Source organism: Kitasatospora sp. NPDC059462, assembly GCF_042749955.1.
GTDB lineage: Bacteria > Actinomycetota > Actinomycetes > Streptomycetales > Streptomycetaceae > Kitasatospora.
The window spans coordinates 1-24,472 of the sequence record NZ_JBHYUU010000006.1 but is presented as its reverse complement, the minus strand read 5'-3'; the positions used below and the strand labels follow the sequence as shown (position 1 = coordinate 24,472).

Annotated in this window: 17 protein-coding genes; 8 read left to right on the top strand and 9 right to left on the bottom strand. The window is 73.7% G+C overall.

Going from position 1 to position 24,472, the window contains the following annotated elements; translation table 11 throughout:
* Window positions 1-70 precede the first annotated feature (70 nt).
* A complete protein-coding gene (locus tag ACFXAM_RS03000) occupies window positions 71-397 on the top strand; it encodes a putative quinol monooxygenase (RefSeq protein ID WP_380287234.1) in 327 nt (108 codons plus the stop codon).
* Window positions 394-1,626, top strand: coding sequence for a helix-turn-helix domain-containing protein (locus tag ACFXAM_RS02995; RefSeq protein ID WP_380287233.1), 1,233 nt, complete (start codon window positions 394-396; stop codon window positions 1,624-1,626). Before ACFXAM_RS03000 ends, ACFXAM_RS02995 begins: the two co-directional genes overlap by 4 nt.
* Before the next feature lie 146 nt (window positions 1,627-1,772).
* Here the strand turns inward: ACFXAM_RS02995 and ACFXAM_RS02990 are convergent, their stop codons facing one another.
* Window positions 1,773-2,375, bottom strand: a complete 603-nt coding sequence (locus tag ACFXAM_RS02990) for a superoxide dismutase (RefSeq protein ID WP_380287232.1) — start codon at window positions 2,373-2,375, stop codon at window positions 1,773-1,775.
* A 163-nt stretch (window positions 2,376-2,538) separates the two neighbouring features.
* Between ACFXAM_RS02990 and tsaD the strand changes: the two genes are divergently transcribed.
* Window positions 2,539-3,603 (top strand): tRNA (adenosine(37)-N6)-threonylcarbamoyltransferase complex transferase subunit TsaD, encoded by a 1,065-nt coding sequence (gene tsaD / locus ACFXAM_RS02985; RefSeq protein WP_380287231.1) that lies wholly within the window; start codon window positions 2,539-2,541, stop codon window positions 3,601-3,603.
* A gap of 139 nt (window positions 3,604-3,742) precedes the next feature.
* Complete coding sequence (locus ACFXAM_RS02980) at window positions 3,743-6,076, top strand: collagenase (RefSeq protein ID WP_380287230.1); 2,334 nt, start codon at window positions 3,743-3,745, stop codon at window positions 6,074-6,076.
* Between the two features lie 139 nt (window positions 6,077-6,215).
* On the opposite strand, the gene ACFXAM_RS02975 is transcribed toward ACFXAM_RS02980, so the two are convergent.
* Entirely contained in the window at window positions 6,216-12,149 is a 5,934-nt protein-coding gene (locus ACFXAM_RS02975) for a TIR domain-containing protein (RefSeq protein WP_380287229.1), read from the bottom strand.
* Between the two features lie 160 nt (window positions 12,150-12,309).
* On the opposite strand from ACFXAM_RS02975, the gene ACFXAM_RS02970 reads away from it, so the two are divergent.
* Window positions 12,310-13,512 carry an SLC13 family permease gene (locus ACFXAM_RS02970; RefSeq protein WP_380287228.1) on the top strand — a complete coding sequence of 401 codons (1,203 nt, stop codon included), beginning with the start codon at window positions 12,310-12,312 and terminating at the stop codon, window positions 13,510-13,512.
* A 27-nt stretch (window positions 13,513-13,539) separates the two neighbouring features.
* On the opposite strand, the gene ACFXAM_RS02965 is transcribed toward ACFXAM_RS02970, so the two are convergent.
* Window positions 13,540-14,397, bottom strand: a complete 858-nt coding sequence (locus ACFXAM_RS02965; protein WP_380287227.1) for an inositol monophosphatase family protein — start codon at window positions 14,395-14,397, stop codon at window positions 13,540-13,542.
* Window positions 14,369-15,043 (bottom strand): hypothetical protein, encoded by a 675-nt coding sequence (locus ACFXAM_RS02960; protein ID WP_380287226.1) that lies wholly within the window; start codon window positions 15,041-15,043, stop codon window positions 14,369-14,371. Before ACFXAM_RS02960 ends, ACFXAM_RS02965 begins: the two co-directional genes overlap by 29 nt.
* 233 nt (window positions 15,044-15,276) lie before the next feature.
* On the opposite strand from ACFXAM_RS02960, the gene ACFXAM_RS02955 reads away from it, so the two are divergent.
* Together ACFXAM_RS02955 and ACFXAM_RS02950 are read left to right on the top strand one after the other, a co-directional pair.
* Window positions 15,277-15,918, top strand: coding sequence for an RHS repeat-associated core domain-containing protein (locus ACFXAM_RS02955; RefSeq protein ID WP_380287305.1), 642 nt, complete (start codon window positions 15,277-15,279; stop codon window positions 15,916-15,918).
* Window positions 15,897-16,229, top strand: a complete 333-nt coding sequence (locus ACFXAM_RS02950) for a hypothetical protein (RefSeq protein ID WP_380287225.1) — start codon at window positions 15,897-15,899, stop codon at window positions 16,227-16,229. The genes ACFXAM_RS02955 and ACFXAM_RS02950 overlap by 22 nt, the downstream gene beginning before the upstream one ends.
* 84 nt (window positions 16,230-16,313) lie before the next feature.
* Here the strand turns inward: ACFXAM_RS02950 and ACFXAM_RS02945 are convergent, their stop codons facing one another.
* From ACFXAM_RS02945 to ACFXAM_RS02925, 5 genes are all read right to left on the bottom strand, one after another.
* On the bottom strand, window positions 16,314-18,851 hold the full coding sequence (locus tag ACFXAM_RS02945; RefSeq protein WP_380287224.1) for a ricin-type beta-trefoil lectin domain protein: 2,538 nt from the start codon (window positions 18,849-18,851) through the stop codon (window positions 16,314-16,316).
* A gap of 388 nt (window positions 18,852-19,239) precedes the next feature.
* Complete coding sequence (gene adhP, locus ACFXAM_RS02940) at window positions 19,240-20,253, bottom strand: alcohol dehydrogenase AdhP (protein WP_380287223.1); 1,014 nt, start codon at window positions 20,251-20,253, stop codon at window positions 19,240-19,242.
* Window positions 20,254-20,406: 153 nt separating this feature from the next.
* Window positions 20,407-20,790 (bottom strand): VOC family protein, encoded by a 384-nt coding sequence (locus ACFXAM_RS02935; RefSeq protein ID WP_380287222.1) that lies wholly within the window; start codon window positions 20,788-20,790, stop codon window positions 20,407-20,409.
* A gap of 82 nt (window positions 20,791-20,872) precedes the next feature.
* Window positions 20,873-21,796, bottom strand: coding sequence for a helix-turn-helix domain-containing protein (locus tag ACFXAM_RS02930; RefSeq protein WP_380287221.1), 924 nt, complete (start codon window positions 21,794-21,796; stop codon window positions 20,873-20,875).
* 71 nt (window positions 21,797-21,867) lie between these two features.
* The gene (locus ACFXAM_RS02925; protein WP_380287220.1) at window positions 21,868-22,770 is read right to left on the bottom strand and encodes a glucose 1-dehydrogenase; all 903 of its coding nucleotides are present in this window, start codon (window positions 22,768-22,770) and stop codon (window positions 21,868-21,870) included.
* Between the two features lie 149 nt (window positions 22,771-22,919).
* Between ACFXAM_RS02925 and ACFXAM_RS02920 the strand changes: the two genes are divergently transcribed.
* On the top strand, window positions 22,920-24,353 hold the full coding sequence (locus tag ACFXAM_RS02920; protein ID WP_380287219.1) for an MFS transporter: 1,434 nt from the start codon (window positions 22,920-22,922) through the stop codon (window positions 24,351-24,353).
* Window positions 24,354-24,472: the final 119 nt, after the last annotated feature.

Sequence of the window (24,472 nt, the reverse complement as noted above, 5' to 3'; positions counted from 1 at the left end):
CAAGAATTTCTACTACTCGCAGTTCTCCACTGAGCCATGCGAGACTCAACCGATCCAGGAAGGGGAGAACATGGGATTCGGCCTTGTTGTACGCTTCGTCGCCCGTGACGTGACGGCCGCTCACGCCTTCGACGAGCTGGCGCGGGAGGCACTCGAAGGGATCCGCGCAGAAGAACCCGGCACTCTCGTCTACGTCAATCACGCCGTACCGGACGAGCCGCGTGTCCGGGTCTTCTATGAGCTGTACGCGGACCGCGAGGCGTTCGAGGAGCACGAACGACAGCCTCACGTCCGCCGGTTCCTGGCCGAGCGTGGCCAGTACCTCGAATCGTTCGAGGTCACGTTCCTGGACGAGATCGAGGGCAAGGGGCCGTCCGCCCACGGAAGCGGCCGATGACCCCCGAGGAGCAGCGAGCGTTCGGTGCCCGGGTGGCCCAGCTCCGCAAGGCGCGTGGCATGCGCCAGGATCAGCTCGCCACAGCCGTCGGCCGGACCGCCAGCTGGGTGTCGCAGGTCGAACGCGGTGTCCAACCGGTCGTACGTCTCGACGTACTCCAGTTGCTCGCGGACGGTCTGGGAGTCTCCGTCCAGACGCTGCGACCGGATGCCCCGCCACCCTCCCGATCCGCGGCGGCCTCGGACCAGGTCAACGACCTCGACCTCGTCCGGCTCGCACTTTCGGGGCATCCAGCACTCGATGCCGTGCTCGACGGGCACCCCGCCGCACCCGACACGACCGAGCTGGGCACCGCCGTTGCGGAGCTCTGGCACCTGACACACAGCGCCCGGTTCGCGGAGCTCGGCACAGCCGTCACCGAAACCCTGCCACGGCTCGAACGCGCCGTTCGGACCGCTGCGCCTGAGCAGCGGCCAGGGCTCCAGCTCCTCCTGAGCCAGGCGTATCAGGCGGTCGCGGCGGCATTCGTCCGCCAGGACGAGGCCGATGCGGCCTGGGTGGCCGCCGATCGGGCGATCCGGGCCGCGGAGCAGTCCGGCGAGCCTCTGCAAGTCTTCGCGGGCATCTACCGCTTGGCCCACGCCTTCGTCCGGCTCCAGCGGTTGGACCAGGCGGAACACGCGGCCGGGAAGGGCGTGACGGCCCTTCGGACCTACATCTCGGCGGCCGGACCACCCTCGCCGGAGGCCCTTTCCGTGCTCGGCTCGCTCCACTTGGTCCTCGCATTGGCCGCCGCCCGCGCCGGCCAACGCGAGCAGGCCCGGAAGGAACTCACCGCCGCGCGAGAGGTCGCGGCGCTACTCGGAGAGGATCGCAACGACTTCAATCTGGAGTTCGGCCCCACGAACGTCGAGATCCAGGCGGTGTCGGCAGCGATCGACCTCGGCGACGCGGGCGAGGCACTGGACCTGGGGCAGCGGATCGACGCGAGTCGGCTCTCACCCGAGCGGAGATCACGGCTACTGGTCGACCTCGGACGGGCCCACGCCCAGCGGCGGCACCTCGGCGAGGCCGTCGACTGCCTCCTCCAGGCCGAGGAGCTGGCACCGGAAAGTGTCCGGAGCCACCTGGCAGCCCGGTCGGCCATCCGTGAGCTCGTGCTCCTCGCGGGCCGGAGCGCACCGCCGGAGCTGGTGAAGCTCGCCAAGCGCGCCGACGCCACGGGCTGACGGGGAACCCGGGGCCGAGGCCGTTCGCACGGACCGAGGCTCCCGCCCGGAACAAGAGGCCCCCGGCCGGTGCGCACCGGCCGGGGGCCATCGTTACCTGCCCTGCCCTGGGTCAGGTGTTCGCGGGCGCCTCGTCCCGCAAGGGGTCAGGCGCTCTTGACGGCCGCGAAGCGGGCCGAGACGTCCTGCCAGTTGACGACGTCCCACAGGCGGGTGACGTAGTCCGGGCGGACGTTGCGGTACTGCAGGTAGTAGGCGTGCTCCCAGGCGTCGAAGGCCAGCAGCGGGGTGGTGCCCTGGCCGACGTTGCCGTGGTGGTCGTAGACCTGCTCGACGATCAGGCGGCCGGCCAGCGGCTCCCAGGAGAGGATGCCCCAGCCCGAGCCCTGCACGCCGGTGGTGGCGTTGGTGAGCTGCTTCTTGAAGGCCTCGAAGCTGCCGAAGTGCTCGGTGATGGCGTCAGCCAGCTCGCCCTCGGGGCGGTCGCCGCCCTCCGGGGAGAGGTTCTGCCAGAACAGCGAGTGCAGCACGTGGCCGGAGAGGTGGAAGGCGAAGGTCTTCTGCAGGCCGACCAGACCGCCGAACTGCTCCTTGTCACGCGCCTCGGCCAGCTGCTCCAGGGTGTCGTTGGCGCCCTTGACGTACGCGGCGTGGTGCTTGGAGTGGTGCAGCTCCAGGATTTCCGCGGACATCGCGCGCTCCAGCGCGGAGTAGTCGTACGGCAGGTCGGGAAGCGAGTAGGTGCCCATCAGGACACGGCCCCTTTCGGCGAGTTCAATGATGTCGATCGTGCCGGGTCAACACTATTGCGTATGAGTTGCAAGAACGAACAAGGGGCTCCTGCGTATTCCTCACGCCGTGTCGGGCACAATGGCCGCGGCCATGTGTAATGATCGACAAGGGTGAGTGACCATGACGGACACGCCGGTGGTACTGGGCATCGAGTCGTCCTGCGACGAGACCGGCGCGGGCCTGGTGCGCGGCGGCGTCCTGCTCGGGCAGGCGGTGGCCTCGTCGATGGACGAGCACGCCCGCTTCGGCGGGGTGGTGCCCGAGATCGCCGCCCGCGCGCATCTGCACGCGATGGCGCCGGTGGTCCACGAGGCGCTGGACCGGGCCGGACTGACCCTGGCCGACGTCGGCGCCGTCGCGGTGACGACCGGTCCGGGCCTGGCCGGGGCGCTACAGATCGGCGTGGCGGCGGCCAAGGCGTACGCCTTCTCGCTCGGCGTGCCGCTCTACGGCGTGCACCACCTGGCGGGACACGTCGCCGCCGCGACGCTCGACGGCGGGCCGCTGCCCGACCCCTGCGTGGTCCTCGTCGTCTCCGGCGGGCACACCTCGCTGCTGCTGGTCCGCGACCTGGCCCGCGATCCGATCGTCCACCTCGGCGACACCCTGGACGACGCGGCCGGCGAGTGCTTCGACAAGGTCGCCCGGATCCTGGGCCTGCCCTACCCCGGCGGACCGGCGATCGACCGGGCGGCCCGCGAGGGCGACCGGCGCGCGGTGCGCTTCCCGCGCCCCCTGTCCGGGCCGGCCGACCCGCCGTACGCCTTCTCCTTCTCCGGCCTCAAGACCGCCGCCGCCCGCTGGGTCGAGGCGCAGCGGGCCGCCGGCGCGGAGCCGCACGTCCCGGACGCCGCCGCCGCGCTCCAGGAGGCGATCGCCGACGTGCTGACCCGCAAGGCCGTCAGGGCCTGCCTGGACCACGGGATCGGGACCCTGGTGGTGGTCGGCGGGGTGGCCGCCAACTCGCGGGTGCGGGAGCTGGCCGAGCGGCGCTGCGCCTCGGCCGGGATCGCACTGCGGGTGCCCCCGCTGCGGCTGTGCACGGACAACGGGGCGATGATCGCGGCCGTCGGCGACCTGCTGGTGCGCGCGGGAGCCGCGCCGGCCCCGGCGGACCTGTCCGTCGACCCGTCGGCGCCGCTGGAGTCCGCGGCGCTCACCCCGGCTGCGCGGCGGGCCGCCTGACAACGTTTCGGTTGCGGCGATCAGTTTTTCGGTCCGGGGCCTTCCCGGGACACTGTGACGTGTGCCATTTTACATGTCACACATCGAGAGGTCGCGTCCCCCATACCGCGGCCCCGAACGGCCCCGGAGGCCCCCACAGATGCGTCCCTTCCGGATATCAACGGCCAACGCGCGCAGGCTCCCCGCGCTCGGCGCCGCCTTCTTCATCGCGCTCGGCCTCTTCGCCCCGCAGAGCCAGGCCGCCCCGGCCGGCCAGACCGCCACCGCGTCCCCGGCCGGCAGCAGTGCCGCCCCGTCGACGCCGCGGTCGATCCCGGTGCCCAAGTCGCCCGACGCCAGGAGCACCAGCCCCTTCAAGCTCTCCGCCCAGGACAGCACCGAGGAGCAGGCTCCGCCGGCCGCCCCGGCCACCCAGCCCGCCGTGGCCGCCAAGGGCTTCTCGGCCGCCGCGGCCGATCCCTGTCCCGACCTCTCCGGAGTGATCAACGCCACGGGCAGCGCGCTGGTCCAGCAGCTCAAGGCGCTGCCGCGGGTCGACTGCACCTACCCGCTGTTCAACCTCACCGGGGACAGCGTCAAGGCCTTCCGCGAGTCCAACATGGTGACCGTCGCCAACGCACTGCGCGACGCCTCCCCGGCCTACCCGGGCGACAACAGCACCAACATCGGCCAGCTGGTCCTGTTCCTGCGCGCCGGCTACTACGTGCAGTGGAAGTACCCGGCCGCCGTCGGCGCCTTCAGCCCGGCGCTGAACACCGCGACCGCCGCCGCCCTGGACGCCTTCTTCGCCTCCCCGCACGGCAAGGACGTCACCGACGCCAACGGCGCGCTCCTCGTCGAGGTCGTCAAGGTGATCGGCCAGAGCGACACCCTCGGCCGCGAGGCCGGCGTGTTCAAGTGGCTGCTCTCCAGCTACAACGGCAGCTGGCCCACCCAGATGACCAACACCGTGTCGGAGTTCGACTGGGTCCTCAAGGACGCCTACGAGTCGAAGACCGACGCCGCCGGGTGGAAGGCCGCCCTCAAGGCCGACCCCTCCCTCCTCACCGCCTGGTCCGGCTTCATCACCCGCAACGACTCGCAGCTGAACCGCTGGGACGTCGTCAGCAACATCGGCCGCTACCTCGGCTACGCCCTGGAGGTGCCGGAGCTCAGGACCACGCTGCGCCCGATCCTCAAGGACCTGATCAACCGCTACCCGAACGTCGGCCCCACCGCCCCGATCACCATGAACCTGGGATGGGCCACCCGCCAGTTCGACAAGGGCAACTGCGCGGCCTACGGCATCTGCGACCTGAGCACCCGCCTCATGCCGGTGATCCTGCCGATCCAGCGCGTCTGCAACGACGGCCTGAAGATCAAGGCCCAGGACATGTCGCCCGCCCAGCTCGACAGCACCTGCACCAGCCTGATCAACCAGGACGCCTACTTCCACAAGATCATCGGTGACAAGGGCGCCATCCCGGGCGACGTGAACACCAACCTGGAGGTCGTCGCCTTCGACGACTACGACCAGTACTCGCTGTACGCCTGGGCCTTCTACGACATCGACGTCGACAACGGCGGCATGTACGAGGAGGGCAACCCCGCGCTGCCCGGCAACCAGGCCCGCTTCATCGCCCACGAGGCGTCCTGGCTGCGGCCGTCGTTCTCCATCTGGAACCTCAACCACGAGTACACCCACTACCTCGACGGCCGCTACAACATGGCCGGCGACTTCGAGGCCAGCCAGACCACCCCGACCATCTGGTGGGTCGAGGGCATCGCGGAGAACATCTCCTACGGCTACCGCAACGAGCGCAACGCCGACGCGATCACCGAGGCCGGCAAGAAGACCTACAAGCTCAGCGAGCTGTTCGACACCGTCTACGGCCAGACCGCCGACGCCGACGAGAACTCCAACCGGGTCTACCGCTGGGGCTGGCTGGCCGTGCGCTACATGCTCCAGGAGCACCGCTCCGACATCGACGCCGTGCTCGCCAAGTACCGCGCCGGTGACTGGAACGGCGCCCGCACCATCCTGAAGCAGACCATCGGCACCCGCTACGACGCCGGCTTCGACGCCTGGCTGACCAAGTGCGCGAGCAACGACTGCGGCCCGCTGCCGGAGGCGCCGACCGGCCCGGTCACCCCGACCACCCCGGTCTGCACCATCGCCGACCCGCGCCAGTTCGACAACAACTGCCGCCGTGACAACCTCACCGCCACCACCGGCAACTACAGCTACCACTTCGTCAACCTGCCGGCCGGCGTCAAGACGCTGACCCTCACCAGCAGCGGCGGCACCGGCAACGCCGACCTCTACTACGGCGGCTCCACCTGGGCCACCACCGGCAACGCGCTGGCCAAGTCCACCAACGCCGGCAACGGCGAGACGCTGACCATCACCAACCCGCCCTCCGGCTGGGTCTACTTCAGCCTCGCCGCGCAGCAGGACTTCGCCGGCGTCACCCTCTCCGTGCAGTACCAGTAGCACCGGGCAGCACCTCTAGCACCGGGTGCCATGGCTAGCACCACCCAGAACACCTAGCACCACCTGAACACGAGGGCCCCGCCGGTGTGCGTCCGGCGGGGCCCTTCGTCGTACCGCCTTCCCCCCGCGCCCGCCCCGGCTACAGCTGCGCCTCCGGGGGGAGGCGGTGCACGCCGGGCAGGTGGGAGTCGAGTTCGCCGGGCTCGAAGCGGCACATGCCGACGGCGTGCCAGAACTCGCCGGCCACGTCGCCCTCGCACTTGTAGGCGCCGGAGGGCAGCAGGGTGGCCCAGCCGTCGGGGGCGCCGAGGAGGGTGGCGAGGGCGGTGGGGCGGCCGTCGGCGGGCACGCGCCAGAGGCGGACCGTGCCGTCCTCGCCGCCGCTGGCGAGCAGTGAGCCGTCCGGGCTGAAGGTGACGGCGAGGATCCGGCCGGTGTGGCCGCGCAGCCCGGCGAGTTCGGTGCCGCCGACCGGGTCCCAGATCCGCACCACCCGGTCGTCGCCGGCGGTGGCGAGCAGCGGACGGTGCGGGTGGGCGGCGGCGGTCCACAGCCGGCCGACGTGGCCGGTGAGGCGGTGGCGGACGGCGCGGCCGGCCCAGATGAGCGCGGTGCCGTCCCAGGAGACGCTGGCCAGCCAGGTGCTGTCGGGCGAGGGCGCGACGGCGTACACCCGGTCGGTGTGGCCGTCGAGTTCGGCCTCGACCCGCCCGCCGGCGATGTCGGAGATGCGCACCTTGGCGTCGTCGCAGCCGGTGAGCAGTTGCCGCCCGTCCGGGCTGAAGGCGATGGAGCGGACCCGGCCGCGGTGTTCGCGCAGGGTGGTGAGGTGCGCGCCGGTGCGGCGGTACCAGATGCGGACGGTGTCGTCGTCGTTGGCGGTGGCGACCAGGACGCCGTCGGCGCTGAACGCCTCCGCCCAGACGTGTTCGGTCTCGACGTCCATCTCGCGCAGGTACTCGCCGGTGCGGGCGTTCCACAGGCACAGGTCGCCGTCGTTGGTGGCGGTGGCCAGCACGGCTTCCTCGGGGCTGAACACGGCGGAGACCAGCCGGCTGCTGCGGCCGGACAGTTCGCGCAGCCGACGGCCGGTGGAGGGTTCCCAGAGGCGGATCGCGCCGTCGTTGCCGCCGGCGGCGAGCAGGGTGCCGTCGCCGCTGAAGGTGAGCGAGCCGATCCGCCGGCCGTGGCCGCGCAGGAGCTGGCGGCTGCGGCCGCTGGAGGGGTCCCAGAGCCGGACCCGGCCGTCGTTGCCGCCGGTGACGAGCAGCGGGTCGCTCTCGGCGCCGCCGCGGCCGGCGCCGGGGCGGAAGCGGCAGGCCCACACCGAGCCGCGGTGCTCGGGCGGCTGGCGGCGCAGTGGCGCGATCTCGCGGGCGCCGGTCGCGGCGCCGCCGACGGCGCCCTCGGCGGCGCCGACCCGCCAGACGCGGACGCCGCCGTCGCTGTCGCTGGCCGCGAAGCGGGTGCCGGCCTCGTCGAAGGTGACCTGGTAGATCTTGCCGGTGGAGTCCTCGGCCCGGCCGGTGGACGTGCCGTCGAGGGGGTTCCAGAAGCGGATCTGGCCTTCGGTGTCGCCGCTGGCGAGCAGGTCGCCGTCGGGGTGGAAGGCGAGGGTGTAGATGCGTCCGGCGTGGCCGGGCATGCTGTGGCGCAGCCGGCGGCCGGCCGCCTCCCAGATGCGTACGGTGCCGCCGGTGCCATCGTCGGGTCCGCCGTCGGCGGTGGCGATCAGGGTGCCGTCGGGGCTGAACGCGGAGCGGTAGACGGTGCCGCGGTGGCCGGGGAGGACGGCGAGGCGGCGGCCGTTGGCGGTGGACCACAGGCGGGCACCGCCGCCCTGGTCGCCGGTGACGATCATGGTGCCGTCGGGGTTGAAGACGGCGGTGTAGACGGGTGCGGCGTGGCCGGGCAGGCGGTGGAGGGGTTCGCCGGTGGCGGTGTCCCAGAGGGTGACGACGCCGTTGAGGTCGCCGGTGGCGACCATCCGGCCGTCGGGGGCGAGGGAGACCGGCCAGACGCCGCCGGGGTGGACGTCGAGGCGGTGACGGCATTCGCCGGAGACGGGGTCCCAGAGCCGGACGGTGCCGTCGGCGCTGCCGGTGGCGAGGGTGTCGCCGGCGAACTTGACGGCGTAGACGCGTCCGATGTGGTCCTTGAGGGTGCGCAGGGCGGTGCCGGTGACGGCGTCGCAGACGAGGACGCTGCCGTCCTCGGAGCCGACGGCGAGCAGGTGGCCGTCGCGGCTGAAGGCGACGGGTTCGGGCAGGCGGGTGGAGCGGACGTCGAAGCCGTAGGGGACGCCGACCTCGGAGGGGCTGAAGCCGGCTTCGACGGGCAGGCCGGGGGCGATGGCGGCGGCGCGCAGTTCGGGGGCGGCGAGCACGGTGTCGTCGGTGACGGCGGAGATGAGGGCGGCGCGTTGCCAGCGGCTGCCGCGCAGTTTGGTGCCGCGCAGGTCGGTGCGGATCAGCCGGGCGCCGTGCAGGTCGGCGAAGCGCAGGTCGGCGCCGGAGAGGTCGGCGGAGTCGAGGCGGGCGCCGGCGAGGCGGGCGCCGCGCAGGTCGGCGCCGGCGAGGTTGGCGCCGAGCAGCCGGGCGCCGCGCAGGTCGGCGCCGAAGAGGTCGACGCCCGACAGGTCGCGGTGGGAGAGGTCCTCACCGGCGAGGGTGGCGCCGCGCAGGTCGGTGTGGGCGGGGACCCGGAGCCGGTCGAGGACCTTGACGGCGTTGAGCCGGGCGGCTTCGGTGGCGGGTTCGGTGGCGTCCAGGACGGAGCGGGCCCACTGCTGGCAGACCTGGTGGTCGGCGAGGTCGCAGAGGAACTCGACGGCGAGGCGGCTGAGCGGGCCGCGGGCGAGCAGGGTGGCGTCGCCGCGCAGAAGCGCTTCGGCGGCGGCGCGGGCGACCAGCCATTCGACCACGGAGCCGTGGATGAAGTGGAACATGCCTTCGTCGGAGCGCACCAGCAGGCTGCCGGAGCCGACGGCGTGGGCGACCTGCGGGGTGGGCATGCGGTTCTCGGCGAGGCCGCTGAGCACGCCGGCGATGTCGACGATCTCGTCGAGCGGGATGGAGGTGCGGCCGCTCTCCCACAGGCGCAGCGCGAGCAGGGTGACGGCCTGCCAGAGCTGGTCGAGGTGCAGGCCGGGGGCGGCGCCGGGGCCGCCGTGGCCGCGTTGTTCCTCGAAGCGCAGCCAGGCGGTGAAGACCTCCTGGTAGAGGCCGGCGGCGCTGAGTGCGCGGCCGGCGCCGGCGACGGCGCGCAGCCGGTCGTGGTCGAGGTCGGCGACGAAGCTGAGCAGGCGGGGGTTGCGGCACAGGGCGAGGAGGTCGGGGATGCCTTCGAGCAGGCGCATCCGGCGGTCGGCGGCCTCCTGGTCGCCGTAGCGGTTGCCGAGGTAGCCGCGGATCTGGTGGGGGGTGAAGTCCTGGACGGCGATGAGGCGGCGTTGCGGGAGCAGGCCGACGCGTTCGCCGAGGGCGGTGAGGACCTGTTCGTGGGAGCTGAAGTGCTGGGTGCGGCTGGTGACGACGATCTTGGCGTTGTCGACGGCGGCGTCGAGGAGGACCTGGAGGTGGTCGGCGGCGCGTTCGTAGCTGACGCGGTTGACGAGTTCGTCGAAGCCGTCGAAGAGCAGGACGATGCGGCCCTGGCGCAGCATGTAGCGGAAGGCGCGCAGGTCGAGGGTGTCGATGCCGTGCTCGGTGAGGTGGGCGGCGACCAGGCCGTCCAGCGAGTGGGCCTTGTCGAGTGCGCTGAGTTCGATGAACAGCGGCGACAGGTGCGGGAGTTCGGCGGGTAGGCGGCGGGCGAGCTCGCGCAGGGCGAAGGTCTTGCCGCGGCCGAAGTCGCCGAGGAGCAGGACGAAGCGGCCGTGGTCGGAGTCGAGGAGGCGCAGCAGTTCCTCGACGAGGCCGTCGCGTTCCTCGGCGCCGGGGCGTTCGGCGTCGCGGTAGCGCTGGGGCAGGTAGAGGCCGGGGTGGTACTGGCTGTCGGTGGCGAGGCGTTCGGTCTGGGCGGTGACGTGGCCGCGCAGGTCGAGCAGGCCCTGGAATTCCAGGAAGCTGCGCAGCCTGACGCCGCGGCGGCGGGCGCGGTCGCGCAGTTCGCGTGCGGGCGGGGGGCCGTCGTGGACGAGTTCGGCGTCGAGGGTGGTGCCGTCGGCGTGCACCGCGTCGGCGAAGCGTTCGACCTCCTCCTCGGTGGGGGTGCCGACGCAGGCGGCGACGCGTTGCTGGCGGACCAGGCCGGATTCGGCCCAGGTGACGAAGAGTTGGGCGGTGGTGCCGGCGACGGGGCGGATCTGGGCGCCGGGGTGGCGGGTGCGGCAGACTTCGGCGACCCGGGCGAGCAGGGCTTCCTCGGGGGTGGCGAGGGCGCGGGTCTCGTGGTCGGTGGCGGCGGGTTCGCGGACCTCTTCGAGTTGGGGCGGGCCGGCCTGGGGGGCGGGTTCGGGGGCGGGGAAGGCGCGGGCGGCGCGGCGCCAGGGGACGGTGAGGCGTTGGTGTCCGGCGGCGGGGGCGGGCCAGCGGGTGAGGCCGTCGCGGGTGAGCCGCAGCAGTTGGTGGGCGCCGGGGGTGGCGGCGGCGAGCACGGGCAGGTCGCCGGCGGAGGTGGTGAGGGTGCGCGGGGCGGTGCGGCCGTCGCCGGGGCCGTGGAGCAGCAGGTGGAGGCGGGGTGCGGTGAGGCGGGTGAACCGGTCGGCGTCGCGCAGGGGTGCGGTGGCCGGCTCGTGGGGGGCGCGGCTGGGGGCGAGGTCGGCGGGGCGTGCGCCGGAGCCCGGGGTGACCGGGTGGCGTACGGCGCCGATCCGCAGCCAGCCGTCGTTCTCGTAGGGGCGCAGTGCCTGGGCGAACCAGGCGGCCTGTTCGGGGCCGAGCCAGCCGTAGTGGTCCTCGGGCCGGTGGGTCCAGGCCATGGAGGAGTTGAGGGCGGCGACGACGGTGCCGAGTTCGGGGACCGGGAAGAGGGTCCAGGGCTGGGCGCTGTCGAAGACGATGTCCAGGCCCTGGTAGAACTCCTGGAAGAGGCGGGCGTAGTGGCGCCATTTGGGCCAGTAGGGCGGGGCGGGGCGCAGTTCGTCGGCTTCGCAGGTGGCGAAGTAGGCGCGGGAGGCGGCCTGGCTGACGTCCTGGCCGCCGGGCAGGACGGCGACGCGGTGCGGTTCGAGGCCGAGCAGGGCGCGGATGCCGGTGAGGAAGGTGAGGGCCTGCTCGCATTCGCGGGGGCTGCCGGAGGCGGTGAGGTCGCCGGTGACGACGACGAGTTCGGGGGCGGGGGCGCCGGCGTCGGTGAGTTCGACGAGGTCGCCCCAGATGGCGGCCTGGAGGGCGACGGGGTCGTGGCCGCTGCCGAACGAGGGGCCCGCGAGGTGGAGGACGGTGACGGCTTCGCGTGCGCCGGGGCGGCCGGCGGCCTGGGGGTACTCGGGTTGGACGGTGGGGCGGCGGCGTCCGGCGCGGCCGGTGCCGGCGGCCTGGCGCGGGGCGGGGACGGGGTGCTGTGCCTGGAGCGGGCCCCCGGGCGGGGTGCCGACGGCGCCGGTGCCGGTGCCGCCGGTATCGCTGCCGGTGCCGCCGGTGCCGTCGCCGTGGCCGGGGTAGCCGGGGACGAGGTCGGGGCGGGCCCGGCCCTCCAGGGCCTGGCCGACCCGGGTGAGCAGCAGGTCGCGGGCGCGGGCGGGTTCGGTCACGCCGACGAGGTCGATGTAGGTGAGGGTGGCGAGCAGGCCGTCCACCGGGATGTCCTCGATCCGGACGGTCAGCAGCCGCCGTTCCGGGGCGTCGGGGTCGGCGCGCAGTGCGGCCTGCCACTCCATCCGGCCGTAGCGCGAGCGCTCGTAGTTGCGCGAGAGCAGGGCGATGACGGCGGCGGACTCGGTCACGCCGCGGTCCATGAAGTCGACGAAGTTGGTGCCGGGTACGAAGTCCCAGGCCTGGAGCAGGGCGCGGTAGCCCGCCTCCTCCAGCGTCCAGGCGATCCAGGCCGCCCAGCGTTCGTCGGCCGGCGAGTAGCTGATGAAGAAGTCGATCGGCCCGGGGCCACCCGGGGTCGCGTCAAGAGCCCCCATGGGAGGAGCTTATGACCGATCCGGACCGGCTCAACCCTCTTTCACCGCAACGGGTCCGGGTGGATTTCGGCCGCGACCCGCCGAACGCACGAGCGGACGGCGCCCCTCCGTGCGACCCTCGGCCTCGACCGGTAACCCCTCGTGTGCGACCCTGACGTCCGTGTTCGCGTACTGGCCCGCCGTGAAGCGGCTGCACCCCCTGGATCTGCTGGCCGCAGGCCTCCTCGCCTGCGGCCTGCTCCTCCTCGCCACCGGTCTTCTGCCGACGGACTCCGCCGGGGCGGCCGTCGAACGGGTCGCCCCGCTGCTGGCGTTCCTCGCCTCGGTGATCGTGCTCGCCGAACTCACGAGCGCCGCCGGGGTGTTCGACGTGGTGGCGGCCTGGGTGGCACGGGCCGGCCGGGGCAGCTACCCCGCGCTGTTCCTGCTGTGCGTCGGCTTCGCCGCGCTCACCACCACGGTGCTCAACCTGGACACCACGGCCGTGCTGCTCACCCCGGTCATGCTGGCGCTGGCCGCCCGGGTGGGCATCGCCCCGCTGCCGCTGGCGATGACCACGGTCTGGCTGGCCAACACGGCGAGCCTGCTGCTGCCGGTCTCCAACCTCACCAATCTGCTGGCCGCCGACCGGGTCGCGCTCTCCCCGGCCGGCCTGGCCCGTGCCATGTGGGCGCCGCAACTGGCCGCGCTGCTGGTCACCATGGTCTGCCTGTGGGGCTTCTACTGGCGGCGCGGACGGCGCGGCGCGGACGTCTACACCCCGCCCGAGCCGCACCGGCCCGGGGACCGGGTGCTGTTCCGGATCTGCGCGCTGGCCTGCACCGGCTTCCTGGCCGCCAGCCTGGCGGCGGTCGTCCCGCTGTGGGCCGCCTCGGGGGCGGCCGCGGCCGTGGTGGTGGCGGCGTTCGCGGTGCGCCGCCCGGAGGCGCTGCGGCCCTCGCTGGTGCCGTGGCGGCTGCTGGTGATGGTGCCCGGCATGTTCCTGGTGGTGCAGACCGTGGACGCGCACGGGCTGCACCGGCTGCTGGCCGACGCCGTCGGCACCGACGGCGGCACGCTCGGCCTCTTCCGGGCCTCGGCGGTCGGGGCGGGCCTGTCGAACCTGCTGAACAACCTGCCGGTGTACCTGGCGGGCGAGGCCGCCGTGCCGGAGGGCAACCACACGCAGTTGCTGGCCCTGCTGATCGGCACCAACGTCGGCCCGCTGGTGACCCCCTGGGCCTCGCTGGCGACCCTGCTCTGGTACGAGCGCTGCCGCTCGGCGGGCCTGCGGGTGCCGTTGCGCGGCGTGGCGGCGACCAGCTCGGTGCCGGCGCTCGGCGCGGTGGCACTGGCGACGGCGGCGCTGGCCCTGACCGGGTGAGCCGGGCCGGGCGCGGCGCGGGCGGCCCTACCCCGGCAGCGCGGACCGGGCGACGAGGCCGAGCAGGTACGGCAGCACCTCGGGGCGGGCGGCGACGTAGCCGCGGTCGGTGTCCGGCCGCCCGATCCGGGGGACGAAGGGGCCGCCGTCCAGCGCGCGGACCTCCACGCCGGCCTCGGTGGCGAGCAGGACGCCGGCCGGCAGGTCGATCTCCTCCGCCCGGTAGCCGACGAAGCCGTCGATCAGCCCGCAGGCCAGCAGCGACCAGGTGAGCAGCGGCGCCCACAGCTGGAGCACCCGGCGCGCACCGCTCTCCAGGCCGTCCTTGAGCGCCCGCGCCACCGGGTCGCCGGGCGCCAGGCCGTGGCCCTGGGTCCAGCCGATCACCGGCCGGGCGGCGGCGGCCGGGCGCCGCGGTGACCACAGCCGCCCGGCCGGACCGTACGCTCCGGCGCCGTGCACCGCGCGCCAGGTGCGGCCGGCCACCGGGTCGTGCACCACCCCGAGCACCGGCTCGTCGTCCACGCACAGCGCGATGCCGACCACGTAGGCGGGCAGGCCGATCACCACGTTGTTGCTGCCGTCCAGCGGGTCGACCAGCCAGGTGCGCCGGGCACCGGGCGCGCCGGGGCGCCCGCCGCCCTCCTCGGCGAGGATCCGGTCGGCGGGGAAGCGCTGGGCCAGCCGCCGGGTGAGGAGTTCCTCGGCGAGCAGGTCGAGTTCGGTGACCACGTCGCCGTGGGCGCCCTTGGTGTCCACCCGGAAGGCGCCGTGGAAGCGCGAGCGCAGCAGGGCGCCCGCGTCCTCGGCGGCGCGCACCGCGACCCGGCACTCCTCGGCGTACGCCCCGGCGCCGTCACCCGGGTCCGCTGTCGTACCGTCCACCGATCCTCCTGACTGCCTCGTCGGCGATCCGGGCCGTGCGGTCCGTGTCGCACAGCCGCCGCACCACCCGGCGGGCGGCGCCGTCCACCGGTCCCAGCACCACGTCCACCGGCCCCGGCACGGTGCGCCCGAGCACGACGGTGGCGGTGGGCGTGCCGTCGGGCAGCACGGTGGCGTGGAACTCCCCCGCCCCCAGGGTGTAGGTCTCGCCGCGCCCGCTGGTCTGCTCGGCCAGCGTCCGCCAGCGCACCAGCCGCGCGGTGGGCCGCACCTCGTCCACCCCGGCGGCGGCGTCGCTGTGCACCTCGTAGGCCCGGTGGGTGGGCCGGGCGGCTTCGTCGTACACCCCGATCCGCACGTTGCCGATCCGCCCGTAGAGCACGCTGCTCTTCAGTTCCCAGCTGTGGCAGTGGATCTCCCGCTGCCCGGCGGCGGTCACCGGGTCGAACACGTGCACGCAGACGCCGAGCGCCCCGTCGCGCACCACCGGCAGGCAGTAGAACCCGAGCGGGTGGGCCACCGCCCGCAGCACCCGCGTCCCGCGCGCGATCTGCGTCAGCAGACCGCCCACCAGCGCGTCGAGACCGGGTTGTGCGGTGGTGCGCCCGGCTGCCCGGTCGAGCGTCGTGAACAGGTCGTTGCTCATCGCTCCCCCTTGCTCCCCGCCCAACATGCTAGGACCGGCGTGAAGTTGACGGCCAGCGAGTTGACGGCCCGGGCCGCGGTTTCCCGTTGCCGAAGGCCGCGGGCCCGCGACGCGTGGTGCGTCGCGGGCCCGCGGGCCTGGTGGGGGCGCCGGTCAGGCGGTGTTGACGGAGAGCCTCCAGCGCTGGTTGGCGTTGACGTTCCCGTAGGCGTCCCGGTTGCACTGCCGGGACGATCCAGGTCGACGCGGCCACGAAGGCCATCACCCGTCGCCCGTTCGACCCGTACGGCAACGTCCGTGGTGACGGTCAGCCCCAGGCGTGGACCGGCAACAACGGGTACCTCGGCCAGCCGGTCGACCGCAGCACCGGCCTCAACCTCCTGGGCCACCGCAACTACGGCGCGGTCCTCGGCCGCTTCCTGACCGTCGGTCCGTTCCTGGCCGCCGGCAACCCGGACCAGATGGGCGGTTGCACCTACAGCAGCAACGACCCCGTCGACCGGTCCGGCGGCGGTGGCGCTCCGAAGCCGCCTAAGCCCGATACCGGGAGCGCGGACCCGCGCGTACCGACAGAAGAAGGGGAAGGCCGGCGACGACGACTGGACGATCAACTCGGCGCACGCAGACGATCGCGAACACGATATGGGTGGAGGCAGGAAGAGTCCGTCTCCGGCGTCCACGGGAATCTCCGCCGACGACATCGAGAAGGAAATCGTCGCCGATGTGTACCGGCGGATGGAGGGCGGCCAGGAGGTACCGGGGCCCGGCTCCAAACCGTCGCACCTGCAGGAAACGGTAGAACCGCTACAGCCTCGGCACGTACTGGCTCGAAAAGTAAGGTAAGGGCGACACCATGTCAGGACTCGACAGGTTGACCGGGGATTTCATCGAATCAACCTACGGAGAAAACGCGGAGAGCGTTTCGGATGCCACCAGGTATTTCATCGAGAAGCTCACGTTCGCGAGCCCCGAGGAAATTCTCGCCGTGCTCCGGGGTGTTCTTCGGGAGGACATTCTGGGAATTCCGGTGTGGGCCCGTAACCTGGCCTACCGGCTCGCCTGTCTGCAGCGGCCCGACGATCCGGACCTGCTCCGGGAGGCGGCGGCCGACATCCTCTTCGTGGGTCCCGACTGGGACGACCAGGCGGAGGCGATGATGGAGCAGGCCGCACGACTGGAGTCCTGACCGGCCGCCGTCACGGCCCTCGGAAAAAACGCTCGGCCCGACCGGAGACTCCGGTCGGGCCGAGCGCGTCCCGGGCGAAGCCGGTCAGGCGGTGTTGGGGTAGAGGGTCCAGCGCTGGTTGGGGTTGCCGTTGCAGCCCCAGATGCCGAGGGCGGTGCCGTTGGCGTCGTTCCAGCCGGGCAGTTCCAGGCAGGCGTTGGCGGCGGGGTTGCGCAGGGTGCCGTCGGCGCCGTAGGTCCAGATCTGGCCGGTGCCGGCCCGGCAGTCGGTGAGGACGGCCTGGGCGCCCCAGTGGGTCGCGTTGTCGCGGACCGTCACGCAGCGGCCGCCGGCGCGCAGGGTGCCGTCGGAGCCGAAGGCGAACTTCTGGTTGGCGCCGTTCCAGCAGTCGTAGAAGCGCAGGCTGCCGCCGGCGGGCGCGCCGTAGGTGTCGAGGCAGCGGGCCGGGCTGTAGACGGAGTTGACGTTGAAGGCGGCGGAGCGGTCCCACGGGACGTCCTGCGGCGCGGCGAAGCGCGGCCGGCCGGCCAGCGGGGCGGTACCGGCGTAGCGGACCAGCCGGCCGTCGGAGACGGTGGCGAGCACGTCGGGGTGGCCGTCGGCGTTGAGGTCACCGGGCGAGTCCACGGTCGGGAAGACGTTGGCGGCCAGCGCGAGCGGGAGCACGGGCTGGGCGTCGGGGTACGTCCACGCCTCGCTCTGCGTCTTGCCGCAGTCCCTGATCACCAGGCGGGCGCCCAGCGGGGCGCTCGCGTCGGCGTCGAGGCACTTGTCGGCGTTCGGGTTCCGCAGGGTGTGCGGGTGGGGGCCCGGGAGCCACTGCTGGGCCGGGCTGCCGTTGCAGTCCCACAGGTTGACTGGCGAGCCGTTCGCGGTGGCGCCGCCGGTGACGTCGAGGCACTTGCCGAGGACGTGCAGCGAGCCGTCGGTGCCGAAGGTGAACTGCTGGTTGGGGGCGGCGGAGCCCGCGTCGGCGCAGGTCCACAGCAGGGCGGCGGTGCCGTTGCCGGTCCAGCCGTGGTCGATGTCGGCGCAGATGTCCTGGCCGGCGGACTGCAGGCCCCAGACCAGGGGCCGGTGGGCGGGCACAGTCAGCGGGGTGAAGCCGACGACCGGCTTGCCCGTGGCGTCCAGCGGCAGCGCCAGGCCGGTGACGGCCCCGGTCACGGTGTCGCGCACCCAGAGCGTCGGCACGCCGTTGACCTCGCCGGGCGACATCAGGGTGAAGCCGCTCCAGTCGGCCCCGGCCGCGCCGAGCTCGACGCCGGCACCGAGGGTGCAGGCCGACTCGGCGGGGTAGTAGCGCAGGTGGCCCTGTTCAACGGTGACGAGCCCGGTGCCCCCGGTGCCGCGCTGGACGGCCGTCATCTGGGCGATGTGGTTCCAGGTCCGGTCGATGCCCTGCGGGCACGCGCTGCTGGTGCCCAGCTGGAGGGAGGTGTCGGTGAAGTGGCCGGCGACGGCCTCGCCCGGGTAGGCGTTCGCGTCGTTGACGTAGACGTAGAGCTGCTTCTCGCTCCTGTGGTACGCGAACAGCGAGTCGCCCTGGCCGTTGACGGCGCCGCGGTGGGCCACCAGGTAGTTGTTCCAGTCGTCGCGCCGGGGGCTGCGGTCGGCCGGGGAGGACGTCTCGGGCGTGCGGAAGGTGCCGTCGGCGCCGCCCCGGAAGAGGGTCAGCGAGCCGTCGGCGGCCGGAGTGAGGTGGTCGGCCACGCCGTCGAAGTCGACGTCGCCCGCCACGGCCGGTCCCAGCGTCCGGGCGGGGGCGTAGAAGGAGTAGGTGGACGCCTGGGGCTCGGTGTTGCCGGCCGCGTCGACGGCGCGCACGTTCAGCGTGTGGCTGCCCCAGTTGAGGACGCCGACGCTGATCGGGACGTCGGCGTAGGCGGTGCCGTCGGCCGCGAAGGAGGCCGGGACGCTGGAGCCGCCGGAGACCGGGATGTTGTCGTCGAGCGCGTACGTGAACGCGCGGACGCCGCCGGCGGCGCAGGGGCCGTCGGTGCAGCCGCCCGGGACCGGGTCCTTGCTGGTGACGCGGACGGTGACGCCGGTGTCGCCGGCGTGGCCGGTGGGCGTGGCGCCGCTGCCCTGCGGCGGGAACACGGTGGAGGGGGCGATGGACGCCTGGGTCGGCGCGGTGAGGTCGACGGTGAAGGCGCAGTCCGCGGTCGCGGGGCTCTTCGCGTCCCCGGCGGCGGACCAGGCGTTCCAGCCGTACCGGTGGCCGTCGGCCAGCGCGCGGCCGACGTAGGCCCGGCCGGTGCCCCCGCCGGAGGGGACGACCCGGGCGGTCGGCCAGGTGCCGGCGGCGGAGTCGCGGCTCTCGCCGGCCGTGGTGTCCCACAGGTGGAAGCCGAGCGCGAGGTCGGTGCCGGGCTGCCCGTCGGCGTAGGCGGACAGCTGGACGTTGGAGGTGCCGTCCGGGAGGGGCACCGTCCGGCCGATCCACCCGGGGGTGCCGCCGCCGCACGCGTTGTCGGCGGGGTTGACGGGCTGGGGGCTGGTGGTCAGCGCGCTGGGGGTGTTGGGCCCGGAAGCGCTCGCCGCCGGGGTGTCCGCGAACGCGGCTCCGGGGGCGGCCAGCACGAGGCCGGCCGCCCACAGCGGCACCAGGCCTCTCACCAGCGGGCCCCCCAGCCGTCCGGGGGGTCGGGATTCACGCATGATGTGTCAGTTCGCCTTCGCACAGGTTCCCCCGGCCGACGGCCGGCCGCCGCGCGCCCCGCGGGCGGACGACGGACGGAGGACGGCAGACGGAGGGGAATGGTCCGATGTGATGCGCTCTCCGATCGGCCGACAGCTGACCGGCCCTCATGCTCGCGATCGGTGCGCGGTCGAACGCTAGTGCGTGGGGCGGGGGCCTGGCAATCCGCTTCCGCGATCACCGGGGAGCCCCGCGCCGGGTGAACGGCGCAGGTCAAGGGGGCCCCGGGACGGCGAAGCGCCCGGCCCCCGACCGGAGGGGGGATCCCGTCGGGGGCCGGGCGCCGTCGTGGTGCCGCGGGCGGGGTCAGCGCAGGTCGAAGACCAGGCGGGCGGAGACCTTGCCGTCGAGGACCTCCTCGAAGCAGGTGTTGACGTCGGCGAGCCGGCGGGTCTCGCGGATCACCCGGGTGCGGCCGAGGGCATGGAGGCGGAAGACCTCGGCGAGGTCCTCGCGGGTGCCGACGATCGAGCCGATGACCTTGGTGCCGTTGAGAACGGTGTCGAAGACGGGCAGCTCCAGCTTGCCCTCGGCGGGCAGGGCGACCAGGACGAGGCTGCCGCCGCGGCGCAGCGCCCCGTAGGCGGCCCGGAAGGAGGCGTTGCTGACGGCCAGGGCGATCGCGGCGTGGGCGCCGCCGAGCTTCTGGACCTCGGCGGCGACGTCCTGGACGCGGGCGTCCAGGACGTGGTCGGCGCCGAGCTCGCGGGCGAGGGCGAGCTTGTCGTCGGTGACGTCGACGGCGATGGTCTCGGCGCCGGCGATCCGGGCGTACTGGAGGGCGAGGTGGCCGAGGCCGCCGATGCCGGAGATCAGGACGCGGGTGCCGGGGCCGGCGCCGGAGACCTTGAGGGCCTTGTAGGTGGTGACGCCGGCGCAGGAGAGCGGGGCGGCGTCGAGGGGGTCGATGCCGTCGGGCACCGGGACGACGTAGTCGCCGTGGGCGAGGGCGTACTCGGCGTAGGCGCCGTCGACGGAGTAGCCGCTGTTGTGCTGCTGCGTGCAGAGCGTCTCCCAGCCGGTGACGCAGTGGTCGCAGCGCCCGCAGGCGTCGGCGAGCCAGGCGATGGCCACCCGTTCGCCGACCCGGACGTGGCGGACCTCGGCGCCGGCCGCCTCGACGATGCCGACGCCCTCGTGGCCGGGCACGAACGGCGGGCTGGGCTTGACCGGCCAGTCGCCGTGGGCGGCGTGGATGTCGGTGTGGCAGAGGCCGGAGGCCTCGATCCGCACCCGTACCTGGTGCGGGCCGGGGTCGGGCACCGGGCGCTCCTCGATCACGAGCGGCTGGGTGAAGTCGTGGACGACGGCGGCCTTCATGTTCTGCTCCTGCCCTTCGCACCGGCGGGGCCGTTCCCGGGCCTCCGGGACCCCGTTCACCTCCATCCCACGCCACGGCCGCGCGGGCCGCCAGGGCCGGACGGGTGAACCCGGCGGGACCATGGTCCCGCCCCGCCGGTGCCGGACCAGCGGCTACGAGGAGCGGTGCACGATGCGGCGGACCAGTTCGGGGACCCACTCGACGTATTCGACCTCCGCGCCGTCGGCGTGGCGGGCGTAGAGGAAGCGGCCGGTCGGCGAGGCGGTCTCGGGGGTGGTGACGACGGCGCCCGCGGCCTCCAGGGCCTCGCTCAGCTCGTCGAGGTCGGAGACCACGACGGTCGCCGAGGCGTGCGCGTACTTGGCGCGTTCGGAGGGCGGGCCGGCGATCACCAGGAAGTCGCCGATGGCGGCGAGTTCGATCTCGTGGAAGCGGAACAGCAGGTCCGGCTCGGCCCCGGTGAGGGTGCGCAGCAGCGGGAGCGAGTGGTCCAGGCCGTCGGCCCAGAGCCGGGCATAGGTCTTGAGGATGGGCATGGGTGCTCCGAGTCGTCCGACGAGGTACCGGATCACCGTAAGCGGGTGAACTCCCGCACAGAAGACCGCACTTTGCGGTGCGTCAGTGCCCGACGGTAACCGACCCGCCACCTGCGGCGGAGCGGCCGGGGCCGGTGCGGTCGGCGTCCCAGGCGATCAGCATCCGCAGGGCGTCCTCGGAGGGGCTGCCGGGGTCGGGGGCGTAGGTGATCAGCGCCTGGTCCGGGTCGTCGGCGGAGCGCAGCGTCTCGTAGACCAGTTCCAGCCGGCCGACCAGCGGGTGGTGGAACACCTTGCGTCCCGAGGTCTTGTCGCGCACCGGGTGCTCCGCCCACCACTGGCGGAACTCCGGGCTGCGCACCGAGAGTTCGCCGATCAGCTCGGCGAGGCGGGGGTCGTCGGGGCGGCGGCCGGCCTCCAGGCGCAGGAAGGCGGCGTTCTCGCGGGCGCAGCCGACCCAGTCGTCGTAGAGGGTGCGCGAGGCCGGGTCGAGGTAGGTGATCCGGGCGATGTTGCGCTCGGCCGGGGGGAGCGCGCCGTAGTCGCCGAGGAGGGAGACGGCGGCGCGGTTCCAGGCCAGGACGTCCATCCGCCGGCCCATCACCACGGCGGGCACCTCGGGCATCGCCTCCAGCAGCCGGGCCATCGTGGGGCGGACCTTCTGCGGGCCGGAGCCCCGGGCGCCGGCGGCCCGGGCGGGGCGGGTGCGGGCGAGGCGGTGCAGGTGGCCGATCTCCTCGGGGTCGAGGCGCAGGGCGCGGGCGACCGCGTCGAGCACGGAGTCCGAGGGGTTGCCGACCCGGCCCTGTTCGAGGCGGGTGTAGTAGTCGACGCTGACGCCGGCGAGTTGGGCGAGTTCCTCGCGGCGCAGCCCGGCGACGCGGCGGCGGCCGCCGAGTTCGGGCAGGCCGACGTCCGCGGGGCGCAGCCGCGAGCGGCGGGTGCGCAGGAACTCGGCGAGGCTGCCGGCGGTGCCGGCGACGCGGGTCGGGCTCGTGCTGCTCATGCGGTCATTCTCGCCGTTCGGCGCCCCCGCAGCCTGGCCCTGCCAGGACCAGGCTGCGGGACGGGCGGTGATCACCAGCCGTTGGCGACCGCGACCACGCCGCCGTCGATCACGAGGTCCTGGCCGGTGATGTAGGAGGCGCGGGGCGAGAGCAGGAAGGCCACGGTCTCGGCGACGTCCGCCGCCTCGCCGAGCCGGCCGAGCGGCACCAGGGTGCGCACGGCCGCCTGCTGGGCCGGTTCGGTGATCACCTCGTGGAACATCTCGGTGACGATGTAGCCGGGGCTGACCGAGTTGATGCGGATGCCGCGTCCGGCGAAGTCGCTGCCGAGGGTGCGGGCGAGGTTGTGCACGGCCGCCTTGGTCGCCGCGTAGACGGGGGCGTTGGGCAGGCCGCGGTGCAGCGTCCAGGAGGCGTTGAGAACGACCGACGCGCCGCCGGCGGACTTCTCCAGCAGGGGCAGGGCGTGCTGGACGGTGAAGAAGACGCCCTTGAAGTTGACGTCCACGGTGCGGTCGAAGCTCTCCTCGGTGACGTCCTGCGGGGTCTCGAAGACGCCGACGCCGGCGTTGGCGAACACGCCGTCGAGGCGGCCGTGGCGCTCCCCCACCAGGGCGGCGAGCCGGGCCAGGTCGGCGGGGCGGGCAGAGTCGGCGCGGACGGCGAACAGCCTTTCCCCGGCGTCGAGTTCGGCTTCGGCGCGGCGCAGCCGGGTGTCGTCGCGGCCGGTGATCACGACATCGGCGCCGCGGTCGAGCAGCAGCCGTGCGGTGGCGAGGCCCATGCCGCTGGTGCCGCCGGTGATCAGGACCGCCCGGCCGTCGAAGTCGCGGGCGCCGTCGGGGGTGTTCTCGTCGGTGGTGTTCTCGTCGGGGGTGTTCTCGTCGGTGGTGTTCTCGTCGGGGGTGTTCTCGTCGGGGGTGTTCTCGTCGGGGGTGTTCTCGTCGGGGGTGTTCTCGTCGGTGGTGGTCATGCGTCCACCCTCGCGGCGGCGGGGCGGGCGGACCAGGCCCGCCCGGACCCGGGGTCCGGCAGGACCACCCTTGCGCACAAATACCCCCTGGGGGTATGTTTCCTGACGCCTCGAAGACATACCCCCACCCGGTATAGGAGAACGTGGTCATGCCCAAGCCCACCACCGCGTCCGCGGCACCGGCCGCACCGCCCGCGGCACCCTCGCCCCGCCGCTGGACGGCCCTCGGGCTCATCGCCCTCGCCCAGTTCATGGTGATCATGGACACCTCGATCATCGGGGTCGCCCTGCCCGGGATGCAGTCCGCGCTCGGCTTCACCCAGGAAGGCCTGTCCTGGGTCTTCAACGCCTACGTCGTCGCCTTCGGCGGGCTCCTGCTGCTCGGCGGCCGGCTCTCCGACCTGTTCGGCGCCAAGCGGCTGTTCGCCACCGGCTGGGCCGTGCTCGCGGCCGGCTCGCTGCTCGCCGGCCTCGCCGGGAACCCCGGGCTGGAACTCACCGGCCGCGCCGTCCAGGGCGCCGGTTCCGCGCTGATCGCCCCGGCCGCGCTCACCCTCCTGATCAGCCTGTTCGGCGCACGCCCGCAGGAGCTGGGCAAGGCGCTCGCCCTCTACGGCGCGGCGGCCCCGGCCGGCGGCACCGCCGGTGTCTTCCTCGGCGGCGTGATCACCCAGTACCTCAGCTGGGAGTGGGTCTTCTACGTCAACATCCCGGTCGCCCTCGGCGTCCTGCTCGCCACCCCCGGCGTGATGCCCGCCGCCTCCGCCCGCCGCGGCTCGGTGGACTGGCTCGGCGCGCTCACCGTCACCGCCGGACTCGCCGTCTCCGTCTACGCCGTCGTCCGCGCCCCGGAGACCGGTTGGGGCTCCGCGAGCACCTGGCTGGTCCTGGCCGGCGGCGCGCTGCTGATCCTCGCCTTCGTCGCCCTCCAGGCCAAGCGGCGCGAACCGCTGATGCGCCTCGGCATCTGGCGCAGCCCCAACCTGGCCGGCGCCAACCTCGCCCAGCTGCTGATGGCCGCCGCCTGGATCCCCATGTGGTTCTTCCTGAACCTCTACCTCCAGCAGGTGCTCGGCCTGAAGGCCTTCGCCTCCGGGGCCGCGCTGCTGCCGATGACCGCCGCCATCATGCTGATGATGATCGTGCTGGCGCCCCGGCTGATCGCCCGCTTCGGCCCCAAGCCGCTCGTCGTCACCGGCCTGCTCGCCCTCGCCGGCGGCATGGTCTGGCTCTCCTTCGCCCGCCCCGACGGCTCCTTCGCGGTCGACGTGCTGCCCGCCTCGCTGCTCGCCGCCGTCGGCATGTCGCTCGCCTTCATCCCCTCGCTCGGCACCGCGCTCGCCGTGCCGGACCCGGCGGAGGGCGGCCTCGCCTCCGGCATCGTCAACACCAGCTACCAGATCGGCTCGGCGCTCGGCCTCGCCGCGATGACCGCCGTGGCCGCCGCCAACGGCTCGCGGGAGCTCGGCGACCCGGTCGCGCTGACCGACGGCTTCTCCGCCGCCTTCCTCGGCGCCGCCGCCCTCGCCGCGCTCGGGGCGCTCGTCTCGGCGCTCACCATCCGTACCGCGAAGAGCCGTTGAGGACGGCGCTCCGCTCCCCCGGCCCGTCCGCCGGGACGCCTCCACTCCTCGGAGCGCCCCCGCTCACCGGAAAGCCCCCGCCCTCGCCGGAATCGGCGAGGCCGGGGGCTGTCCCGGGG